Source organism: Kluyvera fluvialis (assembly GCF_059725275.1).
Genome location: NZ_AP046142.1, coordinates 198,783 through 224,923 on the forward strand (window position 1 = coordinate 198,783; position 26,141 = coordinate 224,923).

Sequence of the window (26,141 nt, forward strand, 5' to 3'; positions counted from 1 at the left end):
GGATCGATAGCGGATTATGAGGATTGCATGATGCGATAATCACGCAATCCCGACAAGCGAATGTCACCAGGTTAGCCAGGCAGATCACTGCCCGTAATAGGCATTAGCCCCATGCTTACGCAAATAATGTTTATCCAGCAGCGCGTTTTGCATGTCCGGCAACTGCGGCGCAAGCTGGCGGGAGAACAGCCCCATATAAGCGCACTCTTCAAGAACGACGGCATTATGCACGGCATCGGCGGCGTCTTTCCCCCAGGCAAACGGGCCGTGGGAGTGCACTAATACTGCCGGAACCTGCATCGGAGCCAGGTGGCGCTCCTCAAAGGTTTGAATAATCACTTCGCCGGTCTGGTATTCGTACTCGCCGTTGATCTCCTCCGTGGTCATTAAACGAGTGCAGGGAATCGAGCCATAAAAATAATCCGCGTGCGTCGTGCCCCAGGCCGGTAAATCTAATCCGGCCTGTGACCAGATGGTGGCGTGGCGAGAATGAGTATGCACAATGCCGCCAATGTCAGGATAACGACGATAGAGCGCCAGATGGGTCGGCGTATCGGAAGAGGGCTTTTTACTGCCTTCAACCACCGTGCCAGAGGCAATGTCTACTACCACCATGTCGTCGGCGGTCATCACCTCATATTCCACACCGGAAGGTTTAATCACCATCAGCTTACGGCTTTCATCTACCGCGCTGACGTTGCCCCAGGTGAAGGTGACTAAACCATGCGCCGGAAGCGCCAGGTTTGCCGCCAGCACTTGCGCTTTTAACGGTTCTAACATGTGAATCCTCCTTCCTGCATCCGTGCTTCTATCCAGCGTCGCGCCTGAATAATTTCCAGTACCGGCTCGCTGGCTTTTTCGGTCCACATTTCAATCAAAAATGCGCCGCGATAGTTCAGTTTATGTAGCGTTTTGAAGATGCCGACAAAGTCCACGCACCCTTCGCCAAAGGGCACATCACGAAACTGACCGGCATCTGTTTCGGTCACTGGATGGGTGTCTTTCAGGTGGATGGCGGCGATACGGTCGATGCCGAGCGCTAACTCAGCCGGTACGTCGTTGCCCCAGGCGCTGAGATTGCCAACATCCGGGTAAACGCTGAACCACGGTGAGGCCAGCCTGTCGTCCCACTTTTTCCATTTGCTGATGGAGTTCATAAACGCGGTGTCCATGATCTCTACCGCCAGCATCACCTGTGCTGCCGCAGCCTGCTCCACCGCCCATGCCAGACCCTCGGCAAAGCGTTGCTGTGTGCCTTCATCGTGTTCTTCGTAGTACACGTCATAACCGGCCAGTTGAATGGTGCGAATGCCCAAGTCACGCGCCAGCTTAATGGCTTTGGTCATGATTTCACGGGCGCGTTGCCGCACGGCTTCATCCCGGCTGCCGAACGGAAAGCGGCGGTGTGCGGATAAACACATGGAGGGAATGGCGACGCCCGTCTCCAGCATCGCTTCGACCAGCGACGTGCGCTGCTCGGTGCTCCAGTCGAGACGGGATAAACGCTCATTGGTTTCATCGACCGACATTTCGACAAAATCGAAGCCACAGCTTTTTGCCAGCACTAGCCTCTCAGGCCAACTGAGATCTTTCGCCAGCGCTTTTTCATAAATACCTAACGGATGGCTACGCATTATTTTGCCCCCCAGATAGCCTGGATTTGGGCATGGAACTCTGCCGCCACCTGCACCGGATTTGCCGCGCCCGCCAGCGCCCGCCCGGCAATAAACGCTTTGGCGTTAACCTCTTTGAACAGCGGCAGGTCGGCAGGGGTGACGCCGCCGGTAATCGACAGTTCCAGCCCGATATCGGAGAGCGCTTTCATCCGCGAGAGATCGGCGTCGCTCCACTGCTGCCCGCTGGCCTGGGCATCGCGCCCCCGGTGGTAAATCGCCTGTCGTATTCCTGCGGCGTACCAGGCGCGCGCGTCGTCGAGAGTCCAGTTGCCGAACAACTCAATCTGGATTTCCGCGTTGTAGGTCTGCGCCACTTCGTGGCCTTTGATGACCGTCGCCAGCGGGGCGGCGCAAATAATCGTCATCCAGTTTGCCCCTGCGCCAAAGGCTTGTTGTGCCAGCGTTTCTCCGGCATCGGCCACTTTCCAGTCAGCGACGATGATTTTATCCGGGCACTGCCGACGCAATGCGCGAACGGCATTCAGGCCTTCGGTCAGGCACAGGATGGTTCCGGCTTCGACAATATCGACGTGGTCGTGCAGCAGCGCGACGTCATGCTGGGCGGCCTGAAGATTGGTATGGTCGAGCGCGAGCTGTAGCAAAGGTTGGCTCATGCGTTGTGCTCCTTGATGCGTGCATGGAAACCCTGTAGGGCTTCTATTAAAAATTGATAGCGTTGGTATTTGCGTTGATAGGCGGCGTGCGCGTGCGCGTCTGGCGTGATGGTGCGAACCTCCAGCTTGAGGCTGCGCTGTGCGCTAGCGAAATCGGCATAAATGCCCGTGCCGACCCGTGCGGCGAGAGCGGCGCCAAAACAGCCGGTTTCCTCGACTTGCGGCAGTTCTACGGTTAGCCCGCTGACATCGCTCAGCATTTGCATCCAGACCTCGGAATGCGCCGGGCCGCCGGTGACGCGCAGCGTGTGAACATCGGTAAATCGTTCACGCATTCGGTTCAGGTGGGTCATGTGGCAAAACACCACGCCTTCATAAACGGCCTGTAGCAGATGTGCGCGGGTGTGCATCGCCTGCATACCGTAAAAGCCGCAGGTCATGTCCAGACCGGCATTGCTGCCGTAAAGAAAAGGCAGGAAAAACAGGTCGCTACCGGCCTCAGGTAAACGGGCTATGGCCTGGTTAATCTCATCAAATGAGATTTCGCCCCACTGAGCGGTGAACCACTCCAGATTGCCGGAAGAGGTCGGGCTGGCTTCATGGACGATAAACTGCCCGTCGTTGACGTAGCGGCCATACACATACGGGTGCGCTTCGTTATCGCGAATGCCGTTGGCAATGCCGCTGGTGACGGCCCAGGTTCCCATCACCGCATTGAGCGTGTGCTCATCGTGTAAACCGGCGCAGAGTGCGGTGGAAACCACATCAAACAGGCCGCCGACAACGGGAGTACCCACTGCCAGACCGGTTATGGCGGCTGCTTCAGGGGTGATTTCCCCGCATATTTCTGCTGAACCGACAATGGGCGGTAATGCGCCATTGATTTCACTGATGCCAAGCCATTCGGTTAACCGGGGGTCATACTGCCCGCTGGACATGTTGTAGAGGTTGGACTCCGAAATATTGCTCTCTTCGCAGCCCTTCACGCCGGTTAAACACCAGCGCAGATAGTCGTGAGTCATCATCACGCAGCCGATTTCGGCGTATCGCAGCGGCTCGTTTTCTTTGACCCAACGTAAAAGCGCGGCGGGATGCCCAGTCCATAAGGTCTGTCGGGTTAACGGATAGAGCTTTTCGGGAATATTATCCTGCTGCCAGCCGCGCACGATGTCGCTGGCCCTTCGGTCTGACGAGAGAATGGCTGCACCGAGAGGGTTATCGTGTTTATCCAGTAAAAATAACCCCTTACCCTGCGCTGAAATACCGATGCCGAGGATTTGTGAGCCGTTAACGCCGGTATGCTCAAGAAGCGCGCGGATAACCGTGTGGCAGGATTGCCACAGTTCTGTCATATCGCGCTCAGCCCAGCCTGGTTTTGGGCTTAACGCACGCAACGGCAGGCGCTGAACGCCTGCCTCCCGGCCAGCAGCGTCGTATAATCCGGCTTTTAGCCAGCTACCGCCACAATCTAACCCCAGCCAGTAATTGCTCATGGTTTATTGCACCTCATCCACGGCTTTCAGGAGTGCAGCACCTTGTGGAACCTCTTTCACAAACATGTCGCGCACCTGGCTGCCTAACTGGTCGCTAAACGCTTTGCGGTCGATATCGGTTAAGACTTCCACACCGGCTTCTTTCATGCCGTCGATGATTTTTTGCTGATCTTGCGCCACCAGTTGACGCTGATAGTCGCCAGCCTCTTTTGCCGAGGTCAGCAGCGCTTGCTGGAGTTGCGGGCTAAGGGCGTCAAATTTCTTTTTGTTGATAACGACCAGTAGCGGGGAATAGGCGTGATGAGTCAGCGAAAGGTATTTCTGCACTTCGTAGAATTTTGCCGACCATACGACGTTAATAGGGTGTTCCTGCGCGTCGATGGTGCGCGTTTCAAGGCCGGTATAGACCTCAGCGAACGGCATGGGAATTGGGTTTGCGCCGAAGATCTTAAAGGCGGCAATATTCATCGGGCTGTTGTTGGTACGGATTTTAAGGCCTTGCAGATCTGCCGGGGTTTTAATTGGTGTGCGAGAGTTGGTGACATCGCGCCAGCCGTTTTCCCACCAGGCGAGCACTTTCAGGCCTTTCGGTTCAACGGCGGCGCGTAAGTCATCACCGACTTTGCCATCGAGGGTTTTATGCGCGTGGGTGGTATCGCGGAACAGGAAAGGAACATCCAGCAGATTAATGACCGGAGCAAGCCCAGTGAAGTTATTTGAGCCGGACATTTCCATATCAATTGTCCCGCCACGCACCCCGCTTATCATCGCTTGCGCATTGCCTAATGTGCTGTCAGGAAATAATTTTAGCGTCAGTTCGCCAGCGGTTTTTTCCTTCAATAATTCATTGAATTTTTTGGCGGCAATATGTTGGGAATCCGTTTGTGACGTTTCATAACCAAAGCGTAAAGATTGTGCCGCCAGCGATGATGCGCTGAAGGCAACTAAACTGGTCATTAATAATGCATGGGCGACAGAGCGTAATTTCATACGATTTTCCTTTTAATTAATCCATTTAAGTGGAACGGTGATTAGCTCAGGAACAAAAATAAATAAAACCAACAGCATGAACAGAACGGTGACGTAGGGAATAACGCCTCTCACGGCATCATCGAATTTAAGTTTCGCAACCCCGCAAATAACATTCAGAACGTTACCAATCGGCGGTGTAATAAGCCCGATGGAGCAGTTGATGATAAACATCACGCCGAAATAGATAGGATCAATGCCCGCTTCTTTAACCAGCGGCATCAGAACGGGGGTCAGAATTAAAACGGTAGGGGTTAAATCCATGACCATGCCGACCACCATGATGGCGAGCATAATGACGATGAATAATAAACGTGGTGAATCGACTAACGGTTGTAGCAGATCTGAAACCATCATCGGCAGCTCAGCAATGGTGATAAGCCAGGCGGAAACCGAGGCGGAGGCGACCAAAAACATTACCACCGATGTGGTTTTAGCGGCATTCACCAGAACGTGATACAAGGCGGCGAAAGTGATTTCGCGATAGATAACCACCGCAACAAACAGAGCATAAAACGCGGCTACTGCACCGGCCTCTGTCGGTGTGAACAGGCCAGAGCGGAAACCACCAATAATGATCACCGGAAGAAATAACGCCCAGATCCCAGAAACCAGTGATTGCCAGACTTCACGAGCCGTTGCTTTAGGCTGGCGCGGCAGATTCAGGCGGCTGGCTTGCCACCACCAGGTGGCCATCAATGCGGTACCCATCATGATGCCGGGCGCAATCCCGGCCATAAAGAGCTTGCTGATAGACAACCCGCTGGAGACGCCGAAAATAATAAAGGGAATGGAAGGGGGGATAATGGGCGCGATAATCCCACCCGCTCCGATAAGCCCGGCTGCGCGGCTTACCGGATAGTTGGCGCTACGCATCATCGGAACCAGCAGAGCGGCGACGGCGGCAGTATCCGCCACGGCGGAGCCAGAAAGGCTTGCCATAATCATTGCCGCTAAGACGCCGACATAGCCAAGACCGCCGGATTTATGCCCCACCAGTTTCATCGGCAGATCGACAATCCGTTTGGACAAGCCCCCGGCATTCATGATTTCGCCCGCCAGCACAAAGAATGGGATCGCCAGCAGAGAAAAACTGTCCGCTCCATTAACCAGGGTTTGCGCCATGATTTGTACGTCGAACATATCCAGCCAGGTCATCAGCGCCGCGCCGCAGAGCAGCAACGCCCAGGCGATGGGTAAGCCAATGGCTATTCCACCGAGCAGGCAGCAAAGAAATATTAAAACGGCCATTGTTACTCTCCTTGCTGTGGCAATGGGTGGATATCGGTATGGGTTATCAGTCGATATAAACGGCGCAGTTCGAGCGCGGCGATAACCAGGCTGGTGGGTAAGCAGGCGGCATACATCAACCCGACGGGTAAGCCGAGGATGGGCGATAAGTCGCTCCAGTCCTGAAGCGTTTTCTGAACAGAACCCCATGCCAACGCCAGGCATAGAAGCAAAATTAAGGTGTGAGTTAGCAGCGCCAGACGGCGTTGATTGGCAGCAGAGAGTTTTTCAACCAGGAAAGTGACCTGCACATGGGCGTTATCCATAAAGGCTACAATCGCGCCAATAAAGGTCAGCCAAACAAACAGGAAACGAGATAATTCATCTACTGATAATATGCTTGTGTGAAATCCATAACGAAGAATTATATTAATAAATACAATGCAGGATAATACGGTGATAATAATCGCCAGCATTCCCTCCAGTATTCTCTTCATAGCGAGTCCTTTAGGCTTTATATTTTTATGCTTCAAGTGTTGGATAAGCGTAGTGCCATCCGGCAATGTCACTGAATACGTTTGTGCACAATGCCTGATGGCGGCTTACACTTTATCAGGTCTACAAAATATCAATCTGCATTTTGAAGTTTATTGGTTATATACTCGTTATTCTTTCAGCGGCTTCTGCGTCCACTCATCTTTCCGCTATTCTGCTGCCGTGGTTAATGTGCTAATGCCATTACGTAATATTTCAATACGATGTTGAACATCAGCATTAGCATTTATTTCCAGTAATTTAATACCGGCGAAATGTAATGTTGTGTTCTCAAGCGCATTAAATAATGACTTAACGTGATGCGTCATCATCAGACTTTCCGGGCAGAAAGGGGCAAACGGCGCGTGGAGATCCTGCCATTCGCCATAATCACCGGTTTCCGTCGTGCCGGAGAACATCAGCCCGCGCAGTTTCCCCGCCTGTTTTGCCATTAATACATGTTGTAATGGCAGCGCGGTATTGCGCCCCTCAATGGCAGAGCGTGCCCAGTTGATGCAGACGCCAATCTCATAACCGGCCACGGTTTCCAGCACGTTTTCTAAGGGGAGAAATCCCTTCCGTGGCGCGGGGCGGGTCATGGCATCGCAATGTTCCAGCACCAGTTCGCATGACCAGTCCCAGGCGGCAATCTCTTTTATTGAACGGGCAAATGCTTCTGTTGCTTGCTCGACACTGGCATTCCCCGCTTGGGGGGCGGCCTGGAGTTCCAGAGCGATAATTTTGCCGCTGTGGACGCTGTTTATCGTGTTGATTTTGTTCAATAGATGGTGATAGTAAGCCACGCATTCCTGGCGCTGCGTTTCATCTGCGGAGGCCAGGCCAAAGCCGCTGTTACCGCCACGGCGGCGCATGGTTTCCATAATGGCGGTGACGACAATCTGCCATTCGCCCGGTGTATGGCGCAGTAGCCACTCATCGCCATATGGGTGAAGGTCTGTCAGGCAAGGTTGTTCCAGCCCACGAATATGCGGCGTATCCGCAAGTTGTCGCCAGAATTCCGTTTCCAGCGTTTCACTGTGTTGGTGAAACGAGGGCGCACAGGGGTACGCACCGATAATAAAATCGGTATTATTCGTTTTCATTTTTCGCTCCTGAAAAATAGGCTGGATTAAGCCAATGCCGTAATGGCGACCTTGACCACAATTTTCCTTATTGCTGTCGCTGTGTTTTTATTACAGCCTGGTCGATGGACATCTTGTGGAAAAAATAGGGCATAGCTACCCGGTATCATTTCGAAAAATGATTCGTTCTCACAGGCGTGATAAAAAATAATGTCGCGTTGTTCTAAAAGGGATTCGCTAATTTCATTTTTACCGGTGTCGATAGCCACGCCGATTTTTTCTTCGCCCCATGCCAGAAATTGAATATCCAGATAGCGACGATGTACTTCAGGTCTATTTTCGCGGTATTCCCTGGTGGTTAAATCGATGATTTGGGCGAAAATCTCTTTTCCCTCGATTTCAACGACACCAGGCGCAAGCTGGCGAAAATCCGTGGTGCGTAAGAAATCGAGCGCTTTTTCAATCGCCGCCGGTAGCTGGCAGGGATTAGGCTGTGAGATATGACCAAGAATCATGATCCGTTTCCTTACAGGGATTGAATTTTCGCCCAGACGCTATCGTCTACGGTGATGCCGTTGCGACGATTTTCTGCCAGTAACTGGGTGAACTCATGGCCTGGCAGTCGAATCGCGACCTTTTCATCGGCGCGCTCGGCGGTGGTAATGAAATCCATAATCCGTTGCAGCTTGGCGTCGCGAGTCTCTCCATCAATCAGTTTATCAACCTCAATGGCGATGAAGATTTGTGAAATACCGTACTCGTCGCTGTTGTCTTCGGTGACTTCCGCCACGGAAGCGCCGTCGGAAAGCAGGGTGGCAATCATATCCAGTACGATGGACAGGCCCGATCCTTTCCAGTAGCCCATCGGGAGGATGCGGCGATTTTTCTCGATAACGCCAGGTTCTTTGGTCAGGTTGCCTTCGTCGTCAAAACCGCCATCAACCGGCAGCTCGCGACCGGCAAGGCGGTTCACTTCCAACATGCCGTAAGAGAACATCGACATCGACATGTCGATCATTGTGATGGGCGTTGAAGGGATCGCTACAATCAGCGGGTTGGTGCCGATGCGGCACTCTTTGGCGCCCCACGGCGGCATCACGGCGATGGAGTTGGTCCAGCAAATTCCGATGTAACCTTTTTCAGCAGCCTGCCAGCCATAGCTGCCGCCGCGCATCCAGTGGTTAGCGTTACGCACTGCAACCAGGCCAATCCCGTGACTGGCGGCCAGCTCGATGGCTCTGTCCATCATCTTTTTCGCGGTGAGATTACCGATAGAGCGTTGGGCGTCCCATTGTTCAATTGCGCCCAGCGTGGTGATACGTTTTGGTTGCGCGTCTGGAATGATATCGCCGTTTTCCAGTTGCTGGATGAAGCGTGGAAAACGGTTTACGCCGTGCGAATAAACACCGGATTCGGTGGTACGGGCAAACATCTCAGCACAGGCATCGGCAGTTTCCACTGCCATTCCACGAGCCAGAAGCACTCGATTGAACGCCTCCTTCAACTGCTCAAAAGTCACTTTCATTCCTGTTTCTCTCCCAAATGCGTCACTCTGGATTGAGTGCTTTTTTATCGCTATATTTCACATTGCGAAATCTGATTTCAAATATAGCGATCGTTTTTTAACAAAGCAATCTGTTCCATAATTTTCAAAACACACTAAAATCAATGAATTACAAATTATCTGTCGAGATCGTGAACTGAGGCACACTTTGCGCTACCATCAGGACGCGATAACCGGGAGCAGAAGAATGAGCGGCAAAGAGAGTGAAATGGCACAAGAAAAAGAGCGACCAGCAGGAAGCCAAAGCCTGTTTCGTGGTTTGATGTTGATTGAAATTCTCAGTAACTATCCGAACGGTTGCCCGCTGGCGCATTTGTCAGAACTGGCGGGGCTGAATAAAAGTACTGTGCATCGTTTGCTGCAAGGGTTGCAGTCCTGCGGTTATGTCACGCCCGCCCCAGCGGCAGGGAGTTACCGGCTGACCACTAAATTTATTGCCGTTGGGCAAAAGGCGCTTTCTTCACTGAATATTCTTCATGTGGCTGCGCCGCATCTGGAAGCGCTGAATATCGCGACGGGCGAGACGATTAACTTCTCCAGCCGCGAGGATGACCACGCGATCCTGATTTATAAACTGGAACCTACCACCGGTATGCTGCGCACCCGTGCCTATATTGGGCAACATATGCCGTTGTACTGCTCGGCAATGGGCAAAATTTATATGGCGTTTGGTCATGCGGATTATGTCGATGCTTACTGGGAAAGCCACCAGGCGCAAATTCAGCCGCTCACCCGCAATACCATTACCGACCTGCCCGCGATGTATAAGGAATTGGCGCAAATTCGTGAGACCAGCATGGCGATGGACAGAGAAGAAAATGAGCTGGGTGTCTCCTGTATTGCCGTGCCAGTGTTTGATATTCATGGCCGAGTACCTTATGCCATTTCAATTTCACTATCGACATCACGTCTGAAACAGGTGGGGGAAGAGAATTTGCTCAAACCGTTGCGTGAAACCGCGCAGGCGATTTCCAATGAGTTAGGCTTCTCAGTGCGTGGTTGATACCGGTAGGCCTGATAAGCGAAGTGCCATCAGGCAGAGTGGTGCGACATCGCCGGATGGCGGCGTAAACGCCTTATCCGGCCTACAAACTAATGTCGTTTGGGAAGAGATCCTCAATGGAGTTGTGCATGAACCCGTTTATTATCGCTGATTCGCTAAAATGCATTGGTTGTCGTACCTGTGAAGTGGCTTGTGTGGTTGCTCATCAGACGTGCGCTACCGTGTCGCGTGAGTCTTTTCTGCCCCGTATTCGGGTGGTGAAGGGCGATACGTTTTCGACGGCGGTAACATGCCATCAATGTGAGGATGCGCCGTGCCAAAATGTGTGCCCAACCGGCGCGATAACTCGCGAAAAAGAGTGTATTCGCGTGGAGCAAAGCCGGTGTATTGGCTGCAAAAGCTGTATGCTGGCGTGCCCGTTTGGCGCGATGGAAGTTGCTACTCAGCAGGCTCGCCCGCAGGCGATTAAGTGCGATTTATGCCACCATCGTGAAGACGGGCCTGCGTGTGTAGCGGCCTGCCCAACGAAGGCTTTATCCTGTGTTGACGTTGGGCAGACAGCGCCAGCGATATTAATGTAGGTTATTGAAGTTCCAGCTTAAGGTTAAGCTGTAGCGCCAGTCACGGTTGCGGCTATCGGTGGGAACATCACCCACCGGACGCGCCGCTTCAACCGTCAGGCTGTAGTGTTTATTGTCACCAATCATCACCCCGGTTGCCACGGATGCCAGGCGCTGGTGCGGATATCCTTGTGTGTTAAACCACGTTTGCGCAGTGTCGGCCAGCACGTAAGGCTGCACCGTTGCAACCCACGTACTCTCTTTGCGTTGGTGCAAATAACGTAGCTCGACTTGCCCGCCATAACCGTAATCACCGCTGGCCTCACCGTCCTGATACCCGCGCCCAAAGCGTTGAGCACCGAAGCTGACGCGTTCAGGCTCCGGCAAGTCGTTATCTGACCAGTCGCCTTCCCATGACGTTGACAGGCGCACGTTATCCGTCATCATCCACGCAGCATCAACGTTGCTTTTCCACAGCGTAAACGACAGGTCATTACCCTGCGGTGGCGCGGCGTCCGCCAGACCTCCGGTGTTTATCCCCTGGCGCACCGTCAGTTTGCCATTGATACTGGCGCGGTCGAAGGCCTGAAAACCGCTCATACCGAACTCAAGAGCCGGATAGCGAACATGCGTTTTCGCAGTGCCGCTGCCGACAACGGTTTGATCGTTCAATACCGCAATAATCTGGGTATCGTTACGCCGGTCGGTGTAATCAAAGCCGCCATTGATGCTGAACTGCCGCTTGCCCGTTAACACCAGCGGGTAACTGAACATCGCGCCGCCGTTGTACTGCGTGGTTTTTTGCCGCGAGTCATAGTGCCCATTGGGCAGCGTCAGCAAACGGGAATAATCGCGCGGGTCGTCGCGATAAAAACTGCCCTTAAGCTGCATCATCAGCCCTTCGTCCGTCAGGAACTGCTGATAGTTAGCACCAAAATAGGTTTTACGCGTCGAGCTGTCTAACGGTACTAAGGTGGCGATACCGAGCTGATCGCCATAGCTGGTGAGGTTGCTCAGCGAGCCGTTGATAAACGCCATATTCTGGTTACGGCGGGTATCGAGAGTGGACGAAATATCCCATATGCGCGGTTGCATACTGACCGCCTGCATCGCCGCCGCACCATAAATATTCTGCGGCAACTGGGCGTTGGCATCGACCGTGACGCCGGGTGTGCGCGTCATAAGCTGGGTATAGCGGTCGAAAGTGGCCTGCGTGAGCGGTTTTTCCGCCATGATTTTGGCGGCTAATCGCTTCAGACGCTCGGCAATATGCGGGTTATTACTTTTGATGTCGCTGTGCGCAACATAACCCTCAACCAGAACGATTTTTATCATTCCATCTTGAAAGTTGTTATCGGGAAGCCAGGCGTAAGAGAGCGGATAACCGTCTGCCCGGTAGCGCAGCGTAATATCATTCACTAACCCTGTGAGCGTTTTTAGCGGCACTTGTTTATGCGCATAGGGGAAAAACGGGCGCAATAACTCTTTTAATGGATAGACTGTGCCACCAATAAATTGAATATGATCGACTTTAATCAGCGTGTCCGGCGTCAGTTTATTTTTGGGGACATTAACCTTTAAACTTGGTGCGGGCGCAGCCGAGGTTTGCGGCGTGTTGTTTGGTTCCGCTTTTGCCGGGTTATTTCTGTCGATCAATGCGGGTAATGTGTCTGCTCTTGCCATATTAAGCAGAACGACCCCCGATAGCGCATAAACCAGGGTAGTTTTCATGACGCATTCCTTGTTTATTTTATTGTGCAAGGATGATTATTTTTATTTTGCTGAAAAACGTGCCCCTATTACAGGGGCACGGAAGGCATGAATAAATATAGCTGTCATACTTCAAATTGCCTGGGGGTTGGCTGTTTATACTCGCCCCAGTCACTGAATTTAGCCCGTTTATCGAGGCTCCTTTTCTTGCCGCTTTCCTGTAACGCGAAATCCATAATGTATATATAGCTTATTTTTTACCGGTTAACCCGCCGAGCACATTGGTTAATCCGCCCAATGGATTATTGTTGGTTGTTGAACTGGTGCTTGAGCCTGTGCTTGCACTTGCGCTGGCATTCGCGTTGGTTGAGGTGCTCACGTTCAGGCTACCGCCGGTCAGTGAAGTCACGGTGGTGTTAAGCGTCGTGCCCAGAGAAGCGTTCGCTAACAGGCCGCCCCCGGTACTGCCGCTGCCGCTTTGAGTACCGGTTGGTTTCACCAGGCCACCGGTATCGGTGACAATATTACCGACGCTCGAAACCACCTGGCCGACACCGCCTAACGCTGGCGCAGACGTACCGACATGGTTGCCCGCGCCACTGACGGTTGTGCCCACTTGAGTCAGCAGGTTGTTCACTGGCGCGCCTAATCCGGTGGTTGTTCCAACGCCTTGCGTCACGCCCTGTACGCCTGAAAGCGTGTTATTCACGACCGAGGTCACGCCAGTGGTTGCCGCAGTGACACCGGGGCTTTGCAGGGTGCTGGTTAACCCTGTACCTGTGCCGCTAACGATTTGGCCTGTGCTATTAACCACGTTACCGACCACGCCAGTGACACCGCCGACTGGGGTTCCCGATGTGCTGGAGGAGAGCGTATTACCCACCCCAGAAACCGTATTTCCGAGTACGGTGACTGTGCTGGTTGTGCCTTGTAATGTCGTCCCTACGCCGTTGGCGTTAGACGAATTACCCACCCCATTGGTGATGCCCGTCCCCAGCGTATCCACGGCGTTACCGACGCCGCTGACGGTCGTTGAAATCGTTGATGTGACCGGGTTATTGCCCGTGGTTGTGGTTAATTGGCTACCGAGGCCGCTCAGCGTATCGCCTACGCCAGAGACTGTTTTACCGGCATCGCCCAGAATATTATTCCCGGCGCTTTGGCCAGTGCCGCCGCCTGTGTTGCCGCCGCCGTTATTCCCACCACCGTTGTTCCCACCACCGTTGTTCCCGCCGCCGTTATTTCCACCACCATTATTCCCACCGCCGTTGTTACCGCCGCCATTATTTCCACCGCCGCTGCCGTCACCACCACTACCGCTACCATCTCCGTTGCCAGAACCGCTACCCACCGTGGAGCCGTTTTTGGCCGTAGTATGAGAACCCCCGCCGCTTCCACTACAGGCAGAGAGAGAGAATGCAATCAGCACCGCCACTGCAATTATGCTTAAGTGGCTAACGTTATTAGAGGCCATAACAATACTCCACTAGTTAAAACGCCGAGTGGCGTATTGATCAGTGTAAGGAGTAATTTAAGACTTGCATGGGCTGTTTTTTTTCATACGAAAGGACGAAAAAATTGATTTAACTTAAGCAGTAAGAGCGCTTGATAGAAAAAATAATATGCGCTTATGAAACATATCGTTACTTAAAATTTAACATAGTAAGCCGCAGTGAATAATAGGTGTGAATATGTAGTGGGAATGAAATAGCGTGAAGAATTGAGAGTATTCTTAGGTATGTGTTAAATGCAGTTTTCTTTTTAATTTTGATTAAATAACAACAATGATCACGGAAAAATAGCGACCCCGAAATTCGAGGCCGGTATATCGTATATTAATGGGTTTCTTGCCAGGCGAGTTCAATTTCTTCCGCGAGGATTTTGACTCCGGCTTCAATTTTATCCAGATCAGGCACATAGTTCATTCGCATACACTGATGCGTATGCGGCCACGGTTTGTCCAGACCCGGGAAGAAGTAGTCGCCAGGCACCATCAGTACGCCGCGTTTTTTCAGGCGCTGGTAGAGCACTTCGGTGGTAATAGGCAAGTCTTTAAACCACAGCCACAGGAAAATGGCCCCTTCCGGTTTATGGATCAAGCAGCGATCTTCCGGCAAGTAGCGGCGGATGGTGGCGATGGTGTCCTGTACGCGTTGGTAATAGAACGGTTTAATCACCGTATCAGACAGGCGCAGCAGATCGCGACGTTTGATCATTTCGCACATGATAGCTGGCCCAATGCCGCCTGGCGCGAGGCTGATAATCCCATTCATGTTGCTGATAGCCGTGATGATTTTCTCGTTGGCGATGATAATCCCGCAGCGACTTCCCGGCAGGCCAAGTTTAGACAGACTCATGCACAGCACAATGTTCTGGTTCCACAGCGGGCGCACTTCGCTAAAGATAATGCCAGGGAAGGGGACACCGTAGGCGTTGTCGATAACCAGCGGGATGCCGTGCTGGTGCGCCAGCGCATCAAGTTGCATCAGTTCTTCATCGGTGACCACGTTGCCGGTTGGGTTGGTTGGGCGCGAGACACAAATCATCCCCGTGTCTTTCCCGATCGGCAGGTTGTCGAAATCTACGTGATATTTAAACTGGCCTTCCGGCAGCAGTTCAATATGCGGGCGCGTTGAGACAAACAGGTCGTCTTCAAGCCCGGCATCGGCGTAGCCAATGTACTCCGGCGTGAGCGGAAACAGCACCTTGCGGGTTGAGCCATCCGCGCGTCGCCCGGCGAACAGATTGAACAAGTAGAAAAACGCGCTCTGGCTGCCGTTTGTCAGTGCAATATTCTGCGGTTCAATCTCCCAACCTAATTCATCGCGTAGCATTGCCGCGAGAGCGGTAAGAAGCTCGTTCTTGCCCTGCGGGCCGTCGTAATTGCATAGCGCTTCAGCGACTTTGCCGCTTTCCAGCATCTCCGCCAGTAGATTATTAAAGTACGCCTTCATCTCTGGGATCTGCGCCGGATTACCACCGCCGAGCATAATGGCGCCTGGGGTGCGTAAGCCGTCGTTGAGGTCTTCCATCAGGCGTGTAATGCCGGAATGGCGGGTGAATTTGTCGCCGAAAAGTGAAAATGTCATAACCGAGTTTCTATTGCCCATTCTGTGAGGTAGATAACGATAACGCCACTCACGGGATGGTGCAAATGCCCTGCCGGAAGGGGGTTTAGCGAATAAAATGGCTTATTTATGGGTTAGTGGTTTTTTCTTCTGAAGAGGCCGCCGCGATGGTTGTGCTCATCCTGGTGAAAGGATAGGTGAAAGGGCTGAGTGGCGAAGCTCAAAAAATGAGCTGAAATGAGAGGTGAGCGATATTTTGCCGTCGTCATTTGGCATATGCTGAATCGCGTCCGTTTGCCCATTTAGGAGTCGGACTATTTTCTGAACGTGCGTTTTAGGGCTATTTTTGTTATAATTTGAGATTCAGCTCTCAATTTTTTGAAATAATAAGGTGTTGGAATGCATATATCCGACCAGGAGACCTAATGATATCGACTCCCATTCGACGATATGGGGCAGCGATACTAATGTTACTCATCTGCACATTTTCAGGTGGGGTGTTCGCAAAAACACACACGGTAACAAAGCATCATAAAGCCTCGGTAACAAAGACAAGTTTTCATAAGGCCAGCAGTAAACAAGAGTATTCTCGCAATAGTGTAAAGAGTAGTTCACTTCCTGATTTGCGAAAATACCCTTCCGGGACACCAAGGAAAAAAGCGTTTCTCCGGACGGTAATGCCTTATATCACAAGTCAAAATGCTGCCATTACGGCGGATCGTAACTGGTTGGTCTCCAAACAGTACGAAGGCCGTTGGTCGCCGTCTGAACGTGCGCGTCTGAAAGAGATCGCTGCACGCTATAAAGTGAGCTGGAACGGCAATACCCGTAAAGTGCCGTGGAACTCACTGCTTGAGCGCGTTGATATTATTCCAGGTAGCATGGTTGCCACGATGGCCGCAGCCGAAAGCGGCTGGGGTACGTCTAAACTGGCTCGCACCAATAACAATCTGTTCGGCATGAAGTGTGGCCGTGGGTGCAAAAACGGTACGGGGTCGGTGAAGGGTTACACCAAATTTAACTCAGTGAAAGAGTCCGTACAGGCGTACGCGGCGAACCTGAATACCCATCCGGCCTATGCCTCGTTCCGTAAGTCGCGCGCGCAGTTGCGTAAAGCGGATCAGGAAATCACCGCTACGGCGATGATTCATAAGCTGAAAGGTTATTCGACCAGAGGGTCGAGCTATAACGACTATCTGTTTGCCATGTATCAGGACAACCAGCGTCTGATTGCGGCACATATGTAAGTAAGCTGAGCTGAACATGAAGAAGGCCTTCCCGTGGGAAGGCCTTTTTTTATAGCGGTATTAACGCCTCGCTATGCTTCTCGCGATACTCTTTTGGCGTGGTGTCGTACTCTTTTTTGAATACGGAGTAAAAGTATTGCAGCGACGGGTAGCCACACATCTGTGAGATTTCGTTAATCGACAGCGATGTCGATACCAGCAGGCTACGCGCTTTCTCCAGCTTTTCACTGTGGATCACCGCATGAATGGTTTCGCCCACTTCCTCTTTGAAGCGCTTTTCAAGGTTAGAACGCGAGATGCCAACCGAATCCAACACCTGTTCAACCTTGATACCCTTGCAGGCGTTATTGCGGATGTAATGCATGGCCTGGATAACGGCAGGGTCGTTCAGTGAGCGGTAGTCCGTTGAGCGGCGCGCCATCACGCGCATCGGCGGTACTAACACCCGCTGTAGCGGCAGCACTTCGTTATCCAGTAAGCGTTGCAGCAGCTTTGCCGCCTGGTAGCCCATCTGCCGTGCGCCCTGAGCCACGGACGAAAGCGCGACGCGCGACAGGTAGCGGGTCAACTCCTCGTTATCAATGCCAATCACGCACAGTTTTTCGGGCACGGGAATATGCAAGTGTTCGCACACCTGGAGAATATGCCGCGCTCGCGCGTCGGTTACCGCGATAATGCCGGTTTGCGGCGGCAGCGTTTGCAGCCAGTCTGCCAGCCGATTTTGCGCATGTTGCCAGTTTTCTGGCGCAGTTTCCTGCCCCTGATAAATGACGCCACGGTATTTCTCTTTGGCGACAATTTGGCTAAAGGCATATTCACGCTCCTCGGCCCAGCGTTTGCCACTGGCGGCGGGCAGGCCATAAAACGCGAAACGATGCACCCCTTTCTCTTTGAGATGCAAAAATGCGCTTTGCACCAGCGCATAGTTGTCGGTGGCGATATAGTGAACGGGCGGGTAATGCTGCGGGTTATGATAAGAGCCGCCGACGCCGACGATAGGCACATCGACGTCGGTTAGCAGGGCTTCAATGGTTGGATCGTCATAGTCGGCAATGACGCCATCACCCAGCCACTCTTTGATATTTTCGATCCGCGCGCGAAAATCTTCTTCAATGAAAATATCCCACTCGGATTGCGACGCCTGTAGGTATTCTCCGACGCCTTCAACCACTTGCCGGTCAAAAGCCTTGTTGGCATTAAATAACAGGGTTACGCGGTGACGTTTTCCAAACATGGTTCAGGCTTCCTGGTGAATCATGAGGGCTTGCCGCAACACCACGGCCAGCGATTAAGCGCGCCGTTTGGTGGCAGAATCCATCCAGACGGCAAGTAACAAAATGGCACCTTTGACGATATATTGCCAGAACGTGGGGACGTCCATCATACTCATTCCGTTGTCGAGTGAAGCCATAATAAATGCCCCCATCACCGCTCCGGCAACGCTGCCGACGCCACCTGCGAGGCTGGTTCCGCCGATAACACAGGCGGCGATGGCGTCCAGTTCTGCAATGTTCCCCGCCGATGGCGAGCCTGCGCCCAAACGCGAGCTAAGAATCAGCCCGGCAATGGCGACCATCAGGCCATTAATGGCGAATACCGCCAGTTTGTTGCGTTCAACGTTAATCCCGGACAGCCGCGCCGCTTCAATATTGCCGCCAATCGCGTAAATTCGCCGCCCAAAGGCGGTGCGCGTCGCCATAAACATTCCCGCCAGCAGCAGCAACGTCAGCAATAATACTGGGGTTGGCACACCGTGATAGTCGTTGAGCAACCAGATGGCGCCCAGCACAATGATCGCTGTTAGCGCCTGGCGCCCAACCATGCCGGTTGAGGCCGGTGTTGCCAGCCCTAACGACTGGCGGCGCATTCGCCCGCGCCACTGCCAGGCCACAAACGCCATCAGCCCCAATGCCCCGAAGGTAAAGCCGATGCCGTCCGGCAGATAGCTTTGGCCGATTTGCGACATGGCGGCGCTGGTAGGCGACACCGTCGTGCCGTTGGTTATGCCAATTAGAATGCCGCGAAAGGCGAGCATCCCCGCCAGGGTGACGATAAACGACGGTACTTTGCGGTAGGCAACCCACCACCCGTTCCACGCGCCAAGCACCAGGCCCATCGCCAGCGTCACAATGATGGTGAGCGGCAGCGGCCAGCCAAGCCAGACGTCAAAAATAGCCGCCGCGCCGCCCAACAACCCCATCATCGAGCCGACGGAGAGGTCAATCTCGGCGGAGATGATGACGAACACCATGCCTACCGCGAGGATCCCGGTAATCGCCGTTTGGCGCAGCAGGTTAGACACGTTGCGCGCGCTCAGATATGCGCCCTCCGTCGTCCAAGTGAAAAACAGCATAATCACGATAATGGCCGCAATCATCACAAACACCTGCAAATTCAGCGACGCAAGCCGTAGCGCTGGGGCAGACTGTTTAACTTCAGATAGATTGTTGTTCGACATGGCGTTCACTCCTCAAGGCGGCTTCCATTACGTTTTCTTGGGTCAGGTTCTGGTTTACCAGGTTGGCTTTCAGTTTGCCTTCGTGCATGACTAGCACCCGGTCGCTAAGACCCAGCACTTCCGGTAATTCAGACGAGATGACAATGACAGCAATGCCTTGCTGAACCAGTTGATTGATAAGTTTGTAGATTTCGTATTTCGCGCCGATATCAATACCGCGCGTCGGCTCATCAAGGATCAGAATGCGGGGGTTGAGCAGCAGGCAGCGCGCCAAAATCGCTTTCTGTTGGTTACCGCCGCTTAGCCGCCCGATAGCCAGATCTGGCGATGACGTTTTCACTTTAAGGCGCTGAATAGACTGTAAAATACATTGCTGCTCTTTGGCGTCGTCCAGGCTGCCGAAAGTGTTGCTAAAATCATTCAGCGCAGCGAGGGTCATGTTTTTGCCTACCGCCATGACCGGCACAATGCCGTCTCTTTTACGGTCTTCCGGTACCATCGCGATCCCGTGGGCGATCGCCTGCTGGCAGTTGTGGATGCTGGCTTCTCGGCCATCAATAAAGATTTTCCCCTCCCAGCGACCGCGCCAGACGCCAAATAAACACTGGACGGCCTCGGTGCGCCCGGCACCGACCAGCCCCGCAATGCCGAGAATTTCGCCGCGCTTCAGGCTAAAAGAGATATCGTTGACCCGCTTAATATGGCGATTAACCGGATGCCAGGCGGTGAGATGCTCAACGCGTAAGATTTCGTCACCGGCAGTGTGCGGCTCGCTGGGGTAAAGCGCCGTTAGCTCGCGCCCCACCATCATGGTGATGATGTCGTCTTCGGTCATGTCGCTGGCGTCGCGCGTACCGATATGCTGACCATCGCGAATCACGCAGATGGTATTGGAAATGGCCTTCACCTCGTTCAGCTTGTGCGAGATATAAATGCAGGCAATACCGTGATTTTGCAGATCGCGGATGATATCGAGCAGCACGGCGGTTTCCTGCTCGGTCAGCGAGGCGGTAGGTTCATCAAGAATCAACAGCCGCACCTGCTTGTTCAACGCTTTGGCAATTTCGACTAACTGCTGCTGGCCTAACCCCAGATCACCTACGCGGGTATCGGGTGAAATCGCGAGGTTGACCTGCGCCAGCAGCTTTTCACTGCGCAGCGTCATAGTGTCGTAATCAAGTACGCCATGACGGCTAATTTCCGCGCCAAGAAAGATGTTTTCCAGCACCGTCAGGTGTTTTACCAGCGCCAACTCCTGGTGAATGATGGCAATGCCTTTACGTTCGGTATCGCGAATATGCGTGGGCTGTAGCGTCTCGCCAGCGAAAATAATCTCGCCGTCGTAGCTGCCATGCGGATAAATACCGCATAACACCTTCATTAAGGTCGATTTTCCTGAGCCATTTTCGCCGCACAGGGAAACAACCTCGCCTGGGTTTAATCTTAGGCTGACATTATCGACAGCCTTAACGACCCCGAAGGTTTTGGTGATGTGCTTCATTTCGAGTAAATACGGCATAAGTGCTTGTGCTCCGCGTAAGCTCGGCTACCGGTTCTTTTCGGTAGCCAGGCCGCCCCAGCGCAGGGCTGGGGTATGTGCTTTAGAGTTCGCTCTTTTTGTGGAAACCATCTTTCACAACGGTATCGTCGATATTGGTTTTATTCACTTCAATAGGGGTGAGCAGGCGGGAGGGAACATCTTTCAGCCCATTATTTAAGGTGGCGTCGGCCTTCGGTTGCTGGCCATTACCCAGCTCGACGGCAATTTCTGCGGCGCTGCTCGCCAGCAGGGTAATGGGTTTATAGACGGTCATGGTTTGCGTGCCGTTGATAATGCGCTTCACGCCCGCAAGGTCTGCGTCCTGACCAGAGATAGCCACTTTACCCGCCAAGCCCTGTGCGCTCAGTGCCTGAATAGCGCCGCCGGCGGTGGCGTCGTTAGAGGCGACAACCGCATCAATTTTGTTGTTGTTGGCGGTAAGGGCGTTTTCCATGATTTTCAGCGCGTTTTCCGGCAACCAGCCATCAACCCATTGATCGCCGACAACTTTAATTTTGCCATCGTCAATATAGGGTTTTAATACTTTCATTTGGCCTGCGCGGAACAGCTTGGCGTTATTATCTACCGGCGAGCCGCCCATCAGGAAATAATTCCCTTGAGGCACTTGCTTCACCAGACTTTGTGCCTGCATTTCGCCGACTTTTTCGTTATCAAAGGAGATATAAAAATCGATATCCGCATTATTAATCATGCGGTCATAGGCCAGCACTTTAATGCCTTCTTGTTTCGCCTCTTTAATGACGTTGCTCAGCACCTGGCCGTTATAAGGAATAATGACAAGGACATCGACGCCACGGTTGATCATATTTTCAATCTGTGACATTTGCGTTTCTTCATTGCCGTTAGCGGATTGCACAAAAACCTGCGCACCCAACTGTTCGGCTTTCTTCACGAAGATATCGCGGTCTTTCTGCCAGCGCTCAAGGCGCAGATCATCAATGGCCATGCCTATCTTAACTTCTTTCGCACCGCTCGCCATGCTGGTCAGAAGCAGGGATGCGCAAAGCGTGAGGCAAAGGTTCTTTATCTTCATAATCGTAGTGCCTTCTGTAGGAGTAAGGTGATGAGATTGGCGATAAAAGAAACAAGAATGACTTAATACGCAGCAAATTTTTAACATGTAATGCACGGCTGGCAATTACAGATTTTTATCTTGCCATTACGATATTTGGTTTAATTGTCAATTTATGACCGCGATCGGATTTTAAAATCCTCTCAGAGAAAATAACGGGCAAAAAAAGAGAATAACGCGGATTTATTTTGCGAGCTGGCGCACATTTGTGGATTCTCTTAATAGCAGTGTGAAATAACGTAATTGAGCTACTGCAAATCAGAATCCAGTATGACATGACGAAATATCCCCCGCCGCCTGTCAGATTATGGAGCTCATTATGCAAGCTTATTTCGACCAACTGGATCGTGTTCGTTTCGAAGGCCCAAAAACCGAAAACCCGCTGGCTTTTCGCCACTACAACCCAGATGAATTAGTGCTGGGTAAACGTATGGAAGATCACCTGCGCTTTGCTGCCTGCTACTGGCATACTTTCTGCTGGAATGGCGCAGATATGTTTGGCGTCGGGTCATTTGACCGCCCGTGGCAGCAGCCGGGCGAAGCTATTGAGCGCGCGAAACGCAAAGCTGACGTTGCATTTGAATTTTTTCACAAGCTGAACGTCCCTTACTACTGTTTCCACGATGTGGATGTGTCGCCAGAAGGTGCAAACCTGAAAGAGTACCTGAATAATTTCGCCCAGATGGTGGATGTGCTGGCTGAAAAACAGCAGCAGACGGGAGTAAAACTGCTGTGGGGCACGGCTAACTGCTTTACTAACCCTCGCTACGGCGCGGGCGCGGCCACTAACCCTGACCCAGAAGTGTTTAGCTGGGCTGCGGCGCAGGTGTTCACCGCCATGAATGCAACCCATAAATTGGGCGGCGAAAACTATGTGCTGTGGGGCGGCCGTGAAGGTTACGAAACGCTGCTGAACACCGATCTGCGTCAGGAGCGCGAGCAGATTGGGCGCTTTATGCAGATGGTGGTGGAACATAAACACAAAATCGGTTTCCAGGGCACGTTGCTTATCGAACCAAAACCGCAGGAGCCGACCAAACATCAATACGATTACGATGCGGCGACGGTGTACGGGTTCCTGAAGCAGTTCGGCCTGGAAAAAGAGATCAAACTGAATATCGAAGCGAATCACGCCACGCTGGCGGGTCACTCTTTCCACCACGAAATTGCCACCGCGATTGCGCTGGGCCTGTTTGGCTCCGTCGATGCCAACCGTGGCGATGCGCAGCTTGGCTGGGATACCGACCAGTTCCCGAACAGCGTGGAAGAAAACGCGCTGGTGATGTATGAAATCTTAAAAGCGGGCGGCTTCACCACTGGCGGCCTGAACTTTGATGCCAAAGTTCGCCGTCAGAGCACCGACAAATATGACCTGTTCTACGGCCATATTGGGGCAATGGACACTATGGCGTTGTCGTTGAAAGTGGCGGCGCGGATGATTGAAGGTGGTGAGCTGGATAAACGGGTGGCGAAACGCTATGCCGGTTGGAACGCTGAACTGGGCCAACAGATCCTCAAAGGCCAAATGTCGCTCCAGGATCTGGCGAAATACGCCGAGCAGAATCAGCTCGCGCCGCAGCACCAGAGCGGCCATCAGGAACTGCTGGAAGGGCTGGTAAACCACTACCTGTTCGACAAGTAAAGCAACATCGCCGGGCAACATGCGGTTTGCCCGGTTTACGCATCTGTAGGCCCGGTCTGCGTTAACGCCACCGGGCATTTTCAGTTAAGGAGCCGTGACGATGTATATCGGGATTGATTTAGGAACCTCCGGGGTCAAAGTTATCCTGCTTAGTGAAGAGGGCCAGGTTCTCGCTTCGCAGACGGAAAAACTGACCGTTTCGCGCCCCCATCCGTTATGGTCTGAGCAAGACCCAGAGCAGTGGTGGCAGGCAACGGATAGCGCCATGAAAGCGCTCTCGTTGCAGCACAATTTACAGGGCGTGAAAGCCCTCGGGATTGCCGGGCAAATGCACGGTGCAACGCTACTTGATAAACAACAGCGTGTACTGCGTCCAGCCATTTTGTGGAACGATGGTCGCTGCGGCGAAGAGTGCCAGTTACTGGAAGCCGCAGTGAAAAACTCGCGGCAAATCACCGGTAATTTGATGATGCCGGGTTTTACCGCCCCCAAATTATTATGGGTGCTGCGACACGAGCCGGATATTTTCGCGCAGGTCGATAAAGTGCTGCTGCCTAAAGATTACCTGCGCCTGCGGATGACCGGCGACTTCGCCAGCGACATGTCGGATGCGGCCGGGACGATGTGGATGGATGTGGCGAAACGTGACTGGAGCGATGAGATGCTCGCCGCCTGCGGGCTGACTCGCGACAATATGCCTGCGTTGTTCGAAGGTTGCGACATGACCGGCACGCTGTCGGCGTCGGTCGCCAGCGCGTGGAATATGCCTGCTGTACCGGTGGTGGCGGGCGGTGGCGATAACGCGGCGGGCGCGGTGGGCGTGGGAATGGCAGATGCCGGACAGGCGATGCTATCGCTAGGAACGTCTGGCGTCTATTTTGCTGTGAGTGACGGCTTTTTGAGTAAGCCGGAAAGCGCGGTGCACAGTTTTTGTCACGCCTTACCGAAGCGCTGGCATTTAATGTCGGTGATGCTGAGTGCCGCATCATGCCTCGACTGGGCGGCGAGACTGACTGGTCTGGAGAGCGTTCCGGCACTGATTGCTGCCGCTGAAACCGCAGATGTGAATGCTGGCCCGGTGTGGTTTTTGCCGTATCTCTCCGGTGAACGCACGCCGCACAATAATCCAGAAGCGAAAGGGGTGTTCTTTGGGCTGACGCATCAACACGGGCAGGCTGAGCTGGCGCGCGCGGTGCTTGAGGGCGTTGGTTTTGCGCTGGCGGATGGCATGGACGTAGTACACGCCTGTGGCGTGGAGCCGGAAAGCATCACGCTGATTGGCGGTGGCGCGCGTAGCGCTTACTGGCGTCAAATGCTGGCGGATATCTGCGGAAAACCGTTGGATTACCGCACCGGCGGCGAGGTTGGCCCTGCATTGGGGGCGGCGCGTTTGGCGCAGTTGGCGGTGCATCGCGACCAGCCGTACAGCGCATTCCTGCCACAATTGGCGCTGGAGCAAGAGCATCAGCCTGATCCAGAGCGTGTGGCGTATTATGCACCACTGCGTGACACCTTCCGCCAGATTTACCAACAACTCCTGCCGCTTATGTCCTGAGCCATTGCGTTACCCGCTCCGCTGTGGGGCGGGGCGCAATGTACGCTAACTCACCAGCCGATGCCGATCGATACGCTGTAGCGCCATCGACAACAGCAGGCTGCTTGCCAGCGTGGCGATGAAAACCCACATAATATCCAGCGCAGGCCAGTTTTTTAGGTCGAGATCCCAGCTACGGAGCACGTAAATCACAAATGCATGAAAACCGTAAATACCCAATGAGTGGCGTGATATCAGCGATAATCCCGGAAGAACGCGTTGATTTAGCGTGTTCTTCACCACAATAAATAGCGCGCTGGCGCTCATAAAAACCATCGGGCCGCAGTAAACATACCAGGTGTCGGCAAAATTGCCGCGCCACTGCAATTCATACAGCGTACCGCGTGAAATAATCCACACCGCCGCGACAAACAACAGGCCACAACCCCAGGTGAGTGATTTCCGGCAGGTGTCTATCATGCCCAGCGCCCGGCCAAGCAGGCCGTAAAGCACGTAATAGAACGTATCTCCGTTGATATAAAGATTCACCGGCAGCCATTTTACGCCGCCTGTGCTGGTATCCACCGTATTCGGGTTTGCCACAATGCCAATCACCACCATTAATGCCAGCAACATTTTGCCGCTAATGGCTTTCACTTCAATGAGTGGTGAAACCAGATAAATCACGATGATGGCGAAGAAAAACCACAGATGGTAGAAAACGGGCTTCTGGAGCAGGTTTTTCAGCGATGCTTCAATGTTGATGTGCGTAAACGTGGCAATAAACAGCAGGGCGATAGCGCTGTAGAACAACAGACACAGCGCAATACGCAGGAAATGCCGAGGCTGTGCGCTGCGTGGGCCAAAAAACAGGTAGCCTGAAATCATAAAAAAGAGCGGTACGCTGACGCGTGAAGCGGAGTTCAGAACGTTGGCGAGATCCCAACTGAGCGGGCTGATGTCGTGCGGATGGGTAACAAACCAGGTGGTGGTATGAATCATCACCACCATCAGGCAGGCGATGCCACGTAAGTTATCAATCCAGTTTATCTTTGCTTGCATCA

23 protein-coding genes are annotated in these 26,141 nt (G+C 53.0%); 5 read left to right on the top strand and 18 right to left on the bottom strand.

Annotation, left to right across the window (positions count from 1 at the left end; translation table 11 throughout):
• Window positions 1-84: 84 nt before the first annotated feature.
• The 10 genes from araD to yiaK form a co-directional block, all read right to left on the bottom strand.
• Window positions 85-780 (bottom strand): L-ribulose-5-phosphate 4-epimerase, encoded by a 696-nt coding sequence (araD, locus tag AC6I4B_RS00970; protein ID WP_497768823.1) that lies wholly within the window; start codon window positions 778-780, stop codon window positions 85-87.
• Entirely contained in the window at window positions 774-1,634 is an 861-nt protein-coding gene (locus AC6I4B_RS00975) for an L-ribulose-5-phosphate 3-epimerase (RefSeq protein WP_497768824.1), read from the bottom strand. The genes araD and AC6I4B_RS00975 overlap by 7 nt, the downstream gene beginning before the upstream one ends.
• Window positions 1,634-2,290, bottom strand: coding sequence for a 3-keto-L-gulonate-6-phosphate decarboxylase UlaD (gene ulaD / locus AC6I4B_RS00980; RefSeq protein ID WP_497768826.1), 657 nt, complete (start codon window positions 2,288-2,290; stop codon window positions 1,634-1,636). Before ulaD ends, AC6I4B_RS00975 begins: the two co-directional genes overlap by 1 nt.
• Window positions 2,287-3,783: an FGGY-family carbohydrate kinase gene (locus AC6I4B_RS00985; RefSeq protein ID WP_497768828.1), complete on the bottom strand. Its 1,497-nt coding sequence runs from the start codon at window positions 3,781-3,783 to the stop codon at window positions 2,287-2,289. Before AC6I4B_RS00985 ends, ulaD begins: the two co-directional genes overlap by 4 nt.
• 3 nt (window positions 3,784-3,786) lie before the next feature.
• On the bottom strand, window positions 3,787-4,773 hold the full coding sequence (gene yiaO, locus AC6I4B_RS00990; protein ID WP_497768830.1) for a 2,3-diketo-L-gulonate TRAP transporter substrate-binding protein YiaO: 987 nt from the start codon (window positions 4,771-4,773) through the stop codon (window positions 3,787-3,789).
• Between the two features lie 12 nt (window positions 4,774-4,785).
• The gene (gene yiaN, locus AC6I4B_RS00995) at window positions 4,786-6,063 is read right to left on the bottom strand and encodes a 2,3-diketo-L-gulonate TRAP transporter large permease YiaN (protein WP_497768831.1); all 1,278 of its coding nucleotides are present in this window, start codon (window positions 6,061-6,063) and stop codon (window positions 4,786-4,788) included.
• A gap of 2 nt (window positions 6,064-6,065) precedes the next feature.
• Window positions 6,066-6,539 carry a 2,3-diketo-L-gulonate TRAP transporter small permease YiaM gene (gene yiaM, locus AC6I4B_RS01000; RefSeq protein ID WP_497768833.1) on the bottom strand — a complete coding sequence of 158 codons (474 nt, stop codon included), beginning with the start codon at window positions 6,537-6,539 and terminating at the stop codon, window positions 6,066-6,068.
• A 207-nt stretch (window positions 6,540-6,746) separates the two neighbouring features.
• Window positions 6,747-7,679, bottom strand: a complete 933-nt coding sequence (locus AC6I4B_RS01005; protein WP_497768834.1) for a DUF4862 family protein — start codon at window positions 7,677-7,679, stop codon at window positions 6,747-6,749.
• 26 nt (window positions 7,680-7,705) lie between these two features.
• A complete protein-coding gene (locus tag AC6I4B_RS01010; RefSeq protein WP_497768836.1) occupies window positions 7,706-8,173 on the bottom strand; it encodes a YhcH/YjgK/YiaL family protein in 468 nt (155 codons plus the stop codon).
• An 11-nt stretch (window positions 8,174-8,184) separates the two neighbouring features.
• Window positions 8,185-9,183, bottom strand: a complete 999-nt coding sequence (gene yiaK, locus AC6I4B_RS01015; RefSeq protein WP_497768837.1) for a 3-dehydro-L-gulonate 2-dehydrogenase — start codon at window positions 9,181-9,183, stop codon at window positions 8,185-8,187.
• Window positions 9,184-9,409: 226 nt separating this feature from the next.
• Here yiaK and yiaJ point away from each other — a divergent pair, with 226 nt between their 5' ends.
• On the top strand, window positions 9,410-10,225 hold the full coding sequence (yiaJ, locus tag AC6I4B_RS01020; RefSeq protein WP_497768839.1) for an IclR family transcriptional regulator YiaJ: 816 nt from the start codon (window positions 9,410-9,412) through the stop codon (window positions 10,223-10,225).
• Window positions 10,226-10,353: 128 nt separating this feature from the next.
• Window positions 10,354-10,806, top strand: coding sequence for a 4Fe-4S binding protein (locus AC6I4B_RS01025; protein WP_497768840.1), 453 nt, complete (start codon window positions 10,354-10,356; stop codon window positions 10,804-10,806).
• Here AC6I4B_RS01025 and AC6I4B_RS01030 read toward each other — a convergent pair.
• The 3 genes from AC6I4B_RS01030 to avtA form a co-directional block, all read right to left on the bottom strand.
• Entirely contained in the window at window positions 10,798-12,516 is a 1,719-nt protein-coding gene (locus tag AC6I4B_RS01030; protein WP_497768842.1) for a ShlB/FhaC/HecB family hemolysin secretion/activation protein, read from the bottom strand. The genes AC6I4B_RS01025 and AC6I4B_RS01030 overlap by 9 nt on opposite strands.
• A gap of 229 nt (window positions 12,517-12,745) precedes the next feature.
• A complete protein-coding gene (locus AC6I4B_RS01035; RefSeq protein WP_497768843.1) occupies window positions 12,746-13,969 on the bottom strand; it encodes a collagen-like triple helix repeat-containing protein in 1,224 nt (407 codons plus the stop codon).
• A 361-nt stretch (window positions 13,970-14,330) separates the two neighbouring features.
• A complete protein-coding gene (gene avtA / locus AC6I4B_RS01040; protein ID WP_497768845.1) occupies window positions 14,331-15,584 on the bottom strand; it encodes a valine--pyruvate transaminase in 1,254 nt (417 codons plus the stop codon).
• A gap of 404 nt (window positions 15,585-15,988) precedes the next feature.
• Here avtA and AC6I4B_RS01045 point away from each other — a divergent pair, with 404 nt between their 5' ends.
• Entirely contained in the window at window positions 15,989-16,810 is an 822-nt protein-coding gene (locus AC6I4B_RS01045) for a protein bax (protein WP_497768847.1), read from the top strand.
• Window positions 16,811-16,859: 49 nt separating this feature from the next.
• On the opposite strand, the gene xylR is transcribed toward AC6I4B_RS01045, so the two are convergent.
• The 4 genes from xylR to xylF all read right to left on the bottom strand — a co-directional run bounded on the left by xylR (window position 16,860) and on the right by xylF (window position 21,862).
• A complete protein-coding gene (gene xylR, locus AC6I4B_RS01050; RefSeq protein WP_497768848.1) occupies window positions 16,860-18,044 on the bottom strand; it encodes a D-xylose utilization transcriptional activator XylR in 1,185 nt (394 codons plus the stop codon).
• A gap of 54 nt (window positions 18,045-18,098) precedes the next feature.
• Window positions 18,099-19,268: a xylose ABC transporter permease XylH gene (gene xylH / locus AC6I4B_RS01055; RefSeq protein ID WP_497768850.1), complete on the bottom strand. Its 1,170-nt coding sequence runs from the start codon at window positions 19,266-19,268 to the stop codon at window positions 18,099-18,101.
• Complete coding sequence (locus AC6I4B_RS01060) at window positions 19,246-20,787, bottom strand: xylose ABC transporter ATP-binding protein (RefSeq protein ID WP_497768851.1); 1,542 nt, start codon at window positions 20,785-20,787, stop codon at window positions 19,246-19,248. Before AC6I4B_RS01060 ends, xylH begins: the two co-directional genes overlap by 23 nt.
• Before the next feature lie 82 nt (window positions 20,788-20,869).
• Window positions 20,870-21,862: a D-xylose ABC transporter substrate-binding protein gene (gene xylF / locus AC6I4B_RS01065; RefSeq protein ID WP_497768853.1), complete on the bottom strand. Its 993-nt coding sequence runs from the start codon at window positions 21,860-21,862 to the stop codon at window positions 20,870-20,872.
• A gap of 358 nt (window positions 21,863-22,220) precedes the next feature.
• Here xylF and xylA point away from each other — a divergent pair, with 358 nt between their 5' ends.
• A complete protein-coding gene (xylA, locus tag AC6I4B_RS01070; RefSeq protein WP_497768854.1) occupies window positions 22,221-23,543 on the top strand; it encodes a xylose isomerase in 1,323 nt (440 codons plus the stop codon).
• 100 nt (window positions 23,544-23,643) lie between these two features.
• The gene (gene xylB, locus AC6I4B_RS01075; protein WP_497768856.1) at window positions 23,644-25,098 is read left to right on the top strand and encodes a xylulokinase; all 1,455 of its coding nucleotides are present in this window, start codon (window positions 23,644-23,646) and stop codon (window positions 25,096-25,098) included.
• A 45-nt stretch (window positions 25,099-25,143) separates the two neighbouring features.
• Here the strand turns inward: xylB and AC6I4B_RS01080 are convergent, their stop codons facing one another.
• Window positions 25,144-26,139 carry an acyltransferase gene (locus tag AC6I4B_RS01080; protein ID WP_497768857.1) on the bottom strand — a complete coding sequence of 332 codons (996 nt, stop codon included), beginning with the start codon at window positions 26,137-26,139 and terminating at the stop codon, window positions 25,144-25,146.
• Between the last annotated feature and the right edge of the window lie 2 nt (window positions 26,140-26,141).

Bases quoted from the DNA above. Each gene is read 5' to 3' on its own strand.
- AC6I4B_RS00975 (WP_497768824.1), bottom strand. From the start codon at position 1,634: ATGCGTAGCCATCCGTTAGGTATTTATGAAAAAGCGCTGGCGAAAGAT.
- AC6I4B_RS01035 (WP_497768843.1), bottom strand. From the start codon at position 13,969: ATGGCCTCTAATAACGTTAGCCACTTAAGCATAATTGCAGTGGCGGTG.
- yiaM (WP_497768833.1), bottom strand. From the start codon at position 6,539: ATGAAGAGAATACTGGAGGGAATGCTGGCGATTATTATCACCGTATTA.
- xylB (WP_497768856.1), top strand. From the start codon at position 23,644: ATGTATATCGGGATTGATTTAGGAACCTCCGGGGTCAAAGTTATCCTG.
- AC6I4B_RS00985 (WP_497768828.1), bottom strand. From the start codon at position 3,783: ATGAGCAATTACTGGCTGGGGTTAGATTGTGGCGGTAGCTGGCTAAAA.
- xylR (WP_497768848.1), bottom strand. From the start codon at position 18,044: ATGTTTGGAAAACGTCACCGCGTAACCCTGTTATTTAATGCCAACAAG.
- yiaK (WP_497768837.1), bottom strand. From the start codon at position 9,183: ATGAAAGTGACTTTTGAGCAGTTGAAGGAGGCGTTCAATCGAGTGCTT.
- xylF (WP_497768853.1), bottom strand. From the start codon at position 21,862: ATGAAGATAAAGAACCTTTGCCTCACGCTTTGCGCATCCCTGCTTCTG.
- AC6I4B_RS01080 (WP_497768857.1), bottom strand. From the start codon at position 26,139: ATGCAAGCAAAGATAAACTGGATTGATAACTTACGTGGCATCGCCTGC.
- AC6I4B_RS01030 (WP_497768842.1), bottom strand. From the start codon at position 12,516: ATGAAAACTACCCTGGTTTATGCGCTATCGGGGGTCGTTCTGCTTAAT.
- AC6I4B_RS01060 (WP_497768851.1), bottom strand. From the start codon at position 20,787: ATGCCGTATTTACTCGAAATGAAGCACATCACCAAAACCTTCGGGGTC.
- AC6I4B_RS01005 (WP_497768834.1), bottom strand. From the start codon at position 7,679: ATGAAAACGAATAATACCGATTTTATTATCGGTGCGTACCCCTGTGCG.
- yiaO (WP_497768830.1), bottom strand. From the start codon at position 4,773: ATGAAATTACGCTCTGTCGCCCATGCATTATTAATGACCAGTTTAGTT.
- AC6I4B_RS01010 (WP_497768836.1), bottom strand. From the start codon at position 8,173: ATGATTCTTGGTCATATCTCACAGCCTAATCCCTGCCAGCTACCGGCG.
- AC6I4B_RS01045 (WP_497768847.1), top strand. From the start codon at position 15,989: ATGATATCGACTCCCATTCGACGATATGGGGCAGCGATACTAATGTTA.
- xylA (WP_497768854.1), top strand. From the start codon at position 22,221: ATGCAAGCTTATTTCGACCAACTGGATCGTGTTCGTTTCGAAGGCCCA.
- AC6I4B_RS01025 (WP_497768840.1), top strand. From the start codon at position 10,354: ATGAACCCGTTTATTATCGCTGATTCGCTAAAATGCATTGGTTGTCGT.
- avtA (WP_497768845.1), bottom strand. From the start codon at position 15,584: ATGACATTTTCACTTTTCGGCGACAAATTCACCCGCCATTCCGGCATT.
- yiaJ (WP_497768839.1), top strand. From the start codon at position 9,410: ATGAGCGGCAAAGAGAGTGAAATGGCACAAGAAAAAGAGCGACCAGCA.
- yiaN (WP_497768831.1), bottom strand. From the start codon at position 6,063: ATGGCCGTTTTAATATTTCTTTGCTGCCTGCTCGGTGGAATAGCCATT.
- xylH (WP_497768850.1), bottom strand. From the start codon at position 19,268: ATGTCGAACAACAATCTATCTGAAGTTAAACAGTCTGCCCCAGCGCTA.
- araD (WP_497768823.1), bottom strand. From the start codon at position 780: ATGTTAGAACCGTTAAAAGCGCAAGTGCTGGCGGCAAACCTGGCGCTT.
- ulaD (WP_497768826.1), bottom strand. From the start codon at position 2,290: ATGAGCCAACCTTTGCTACAGCTCGCGCTCGACCATACCAATCTTCAG.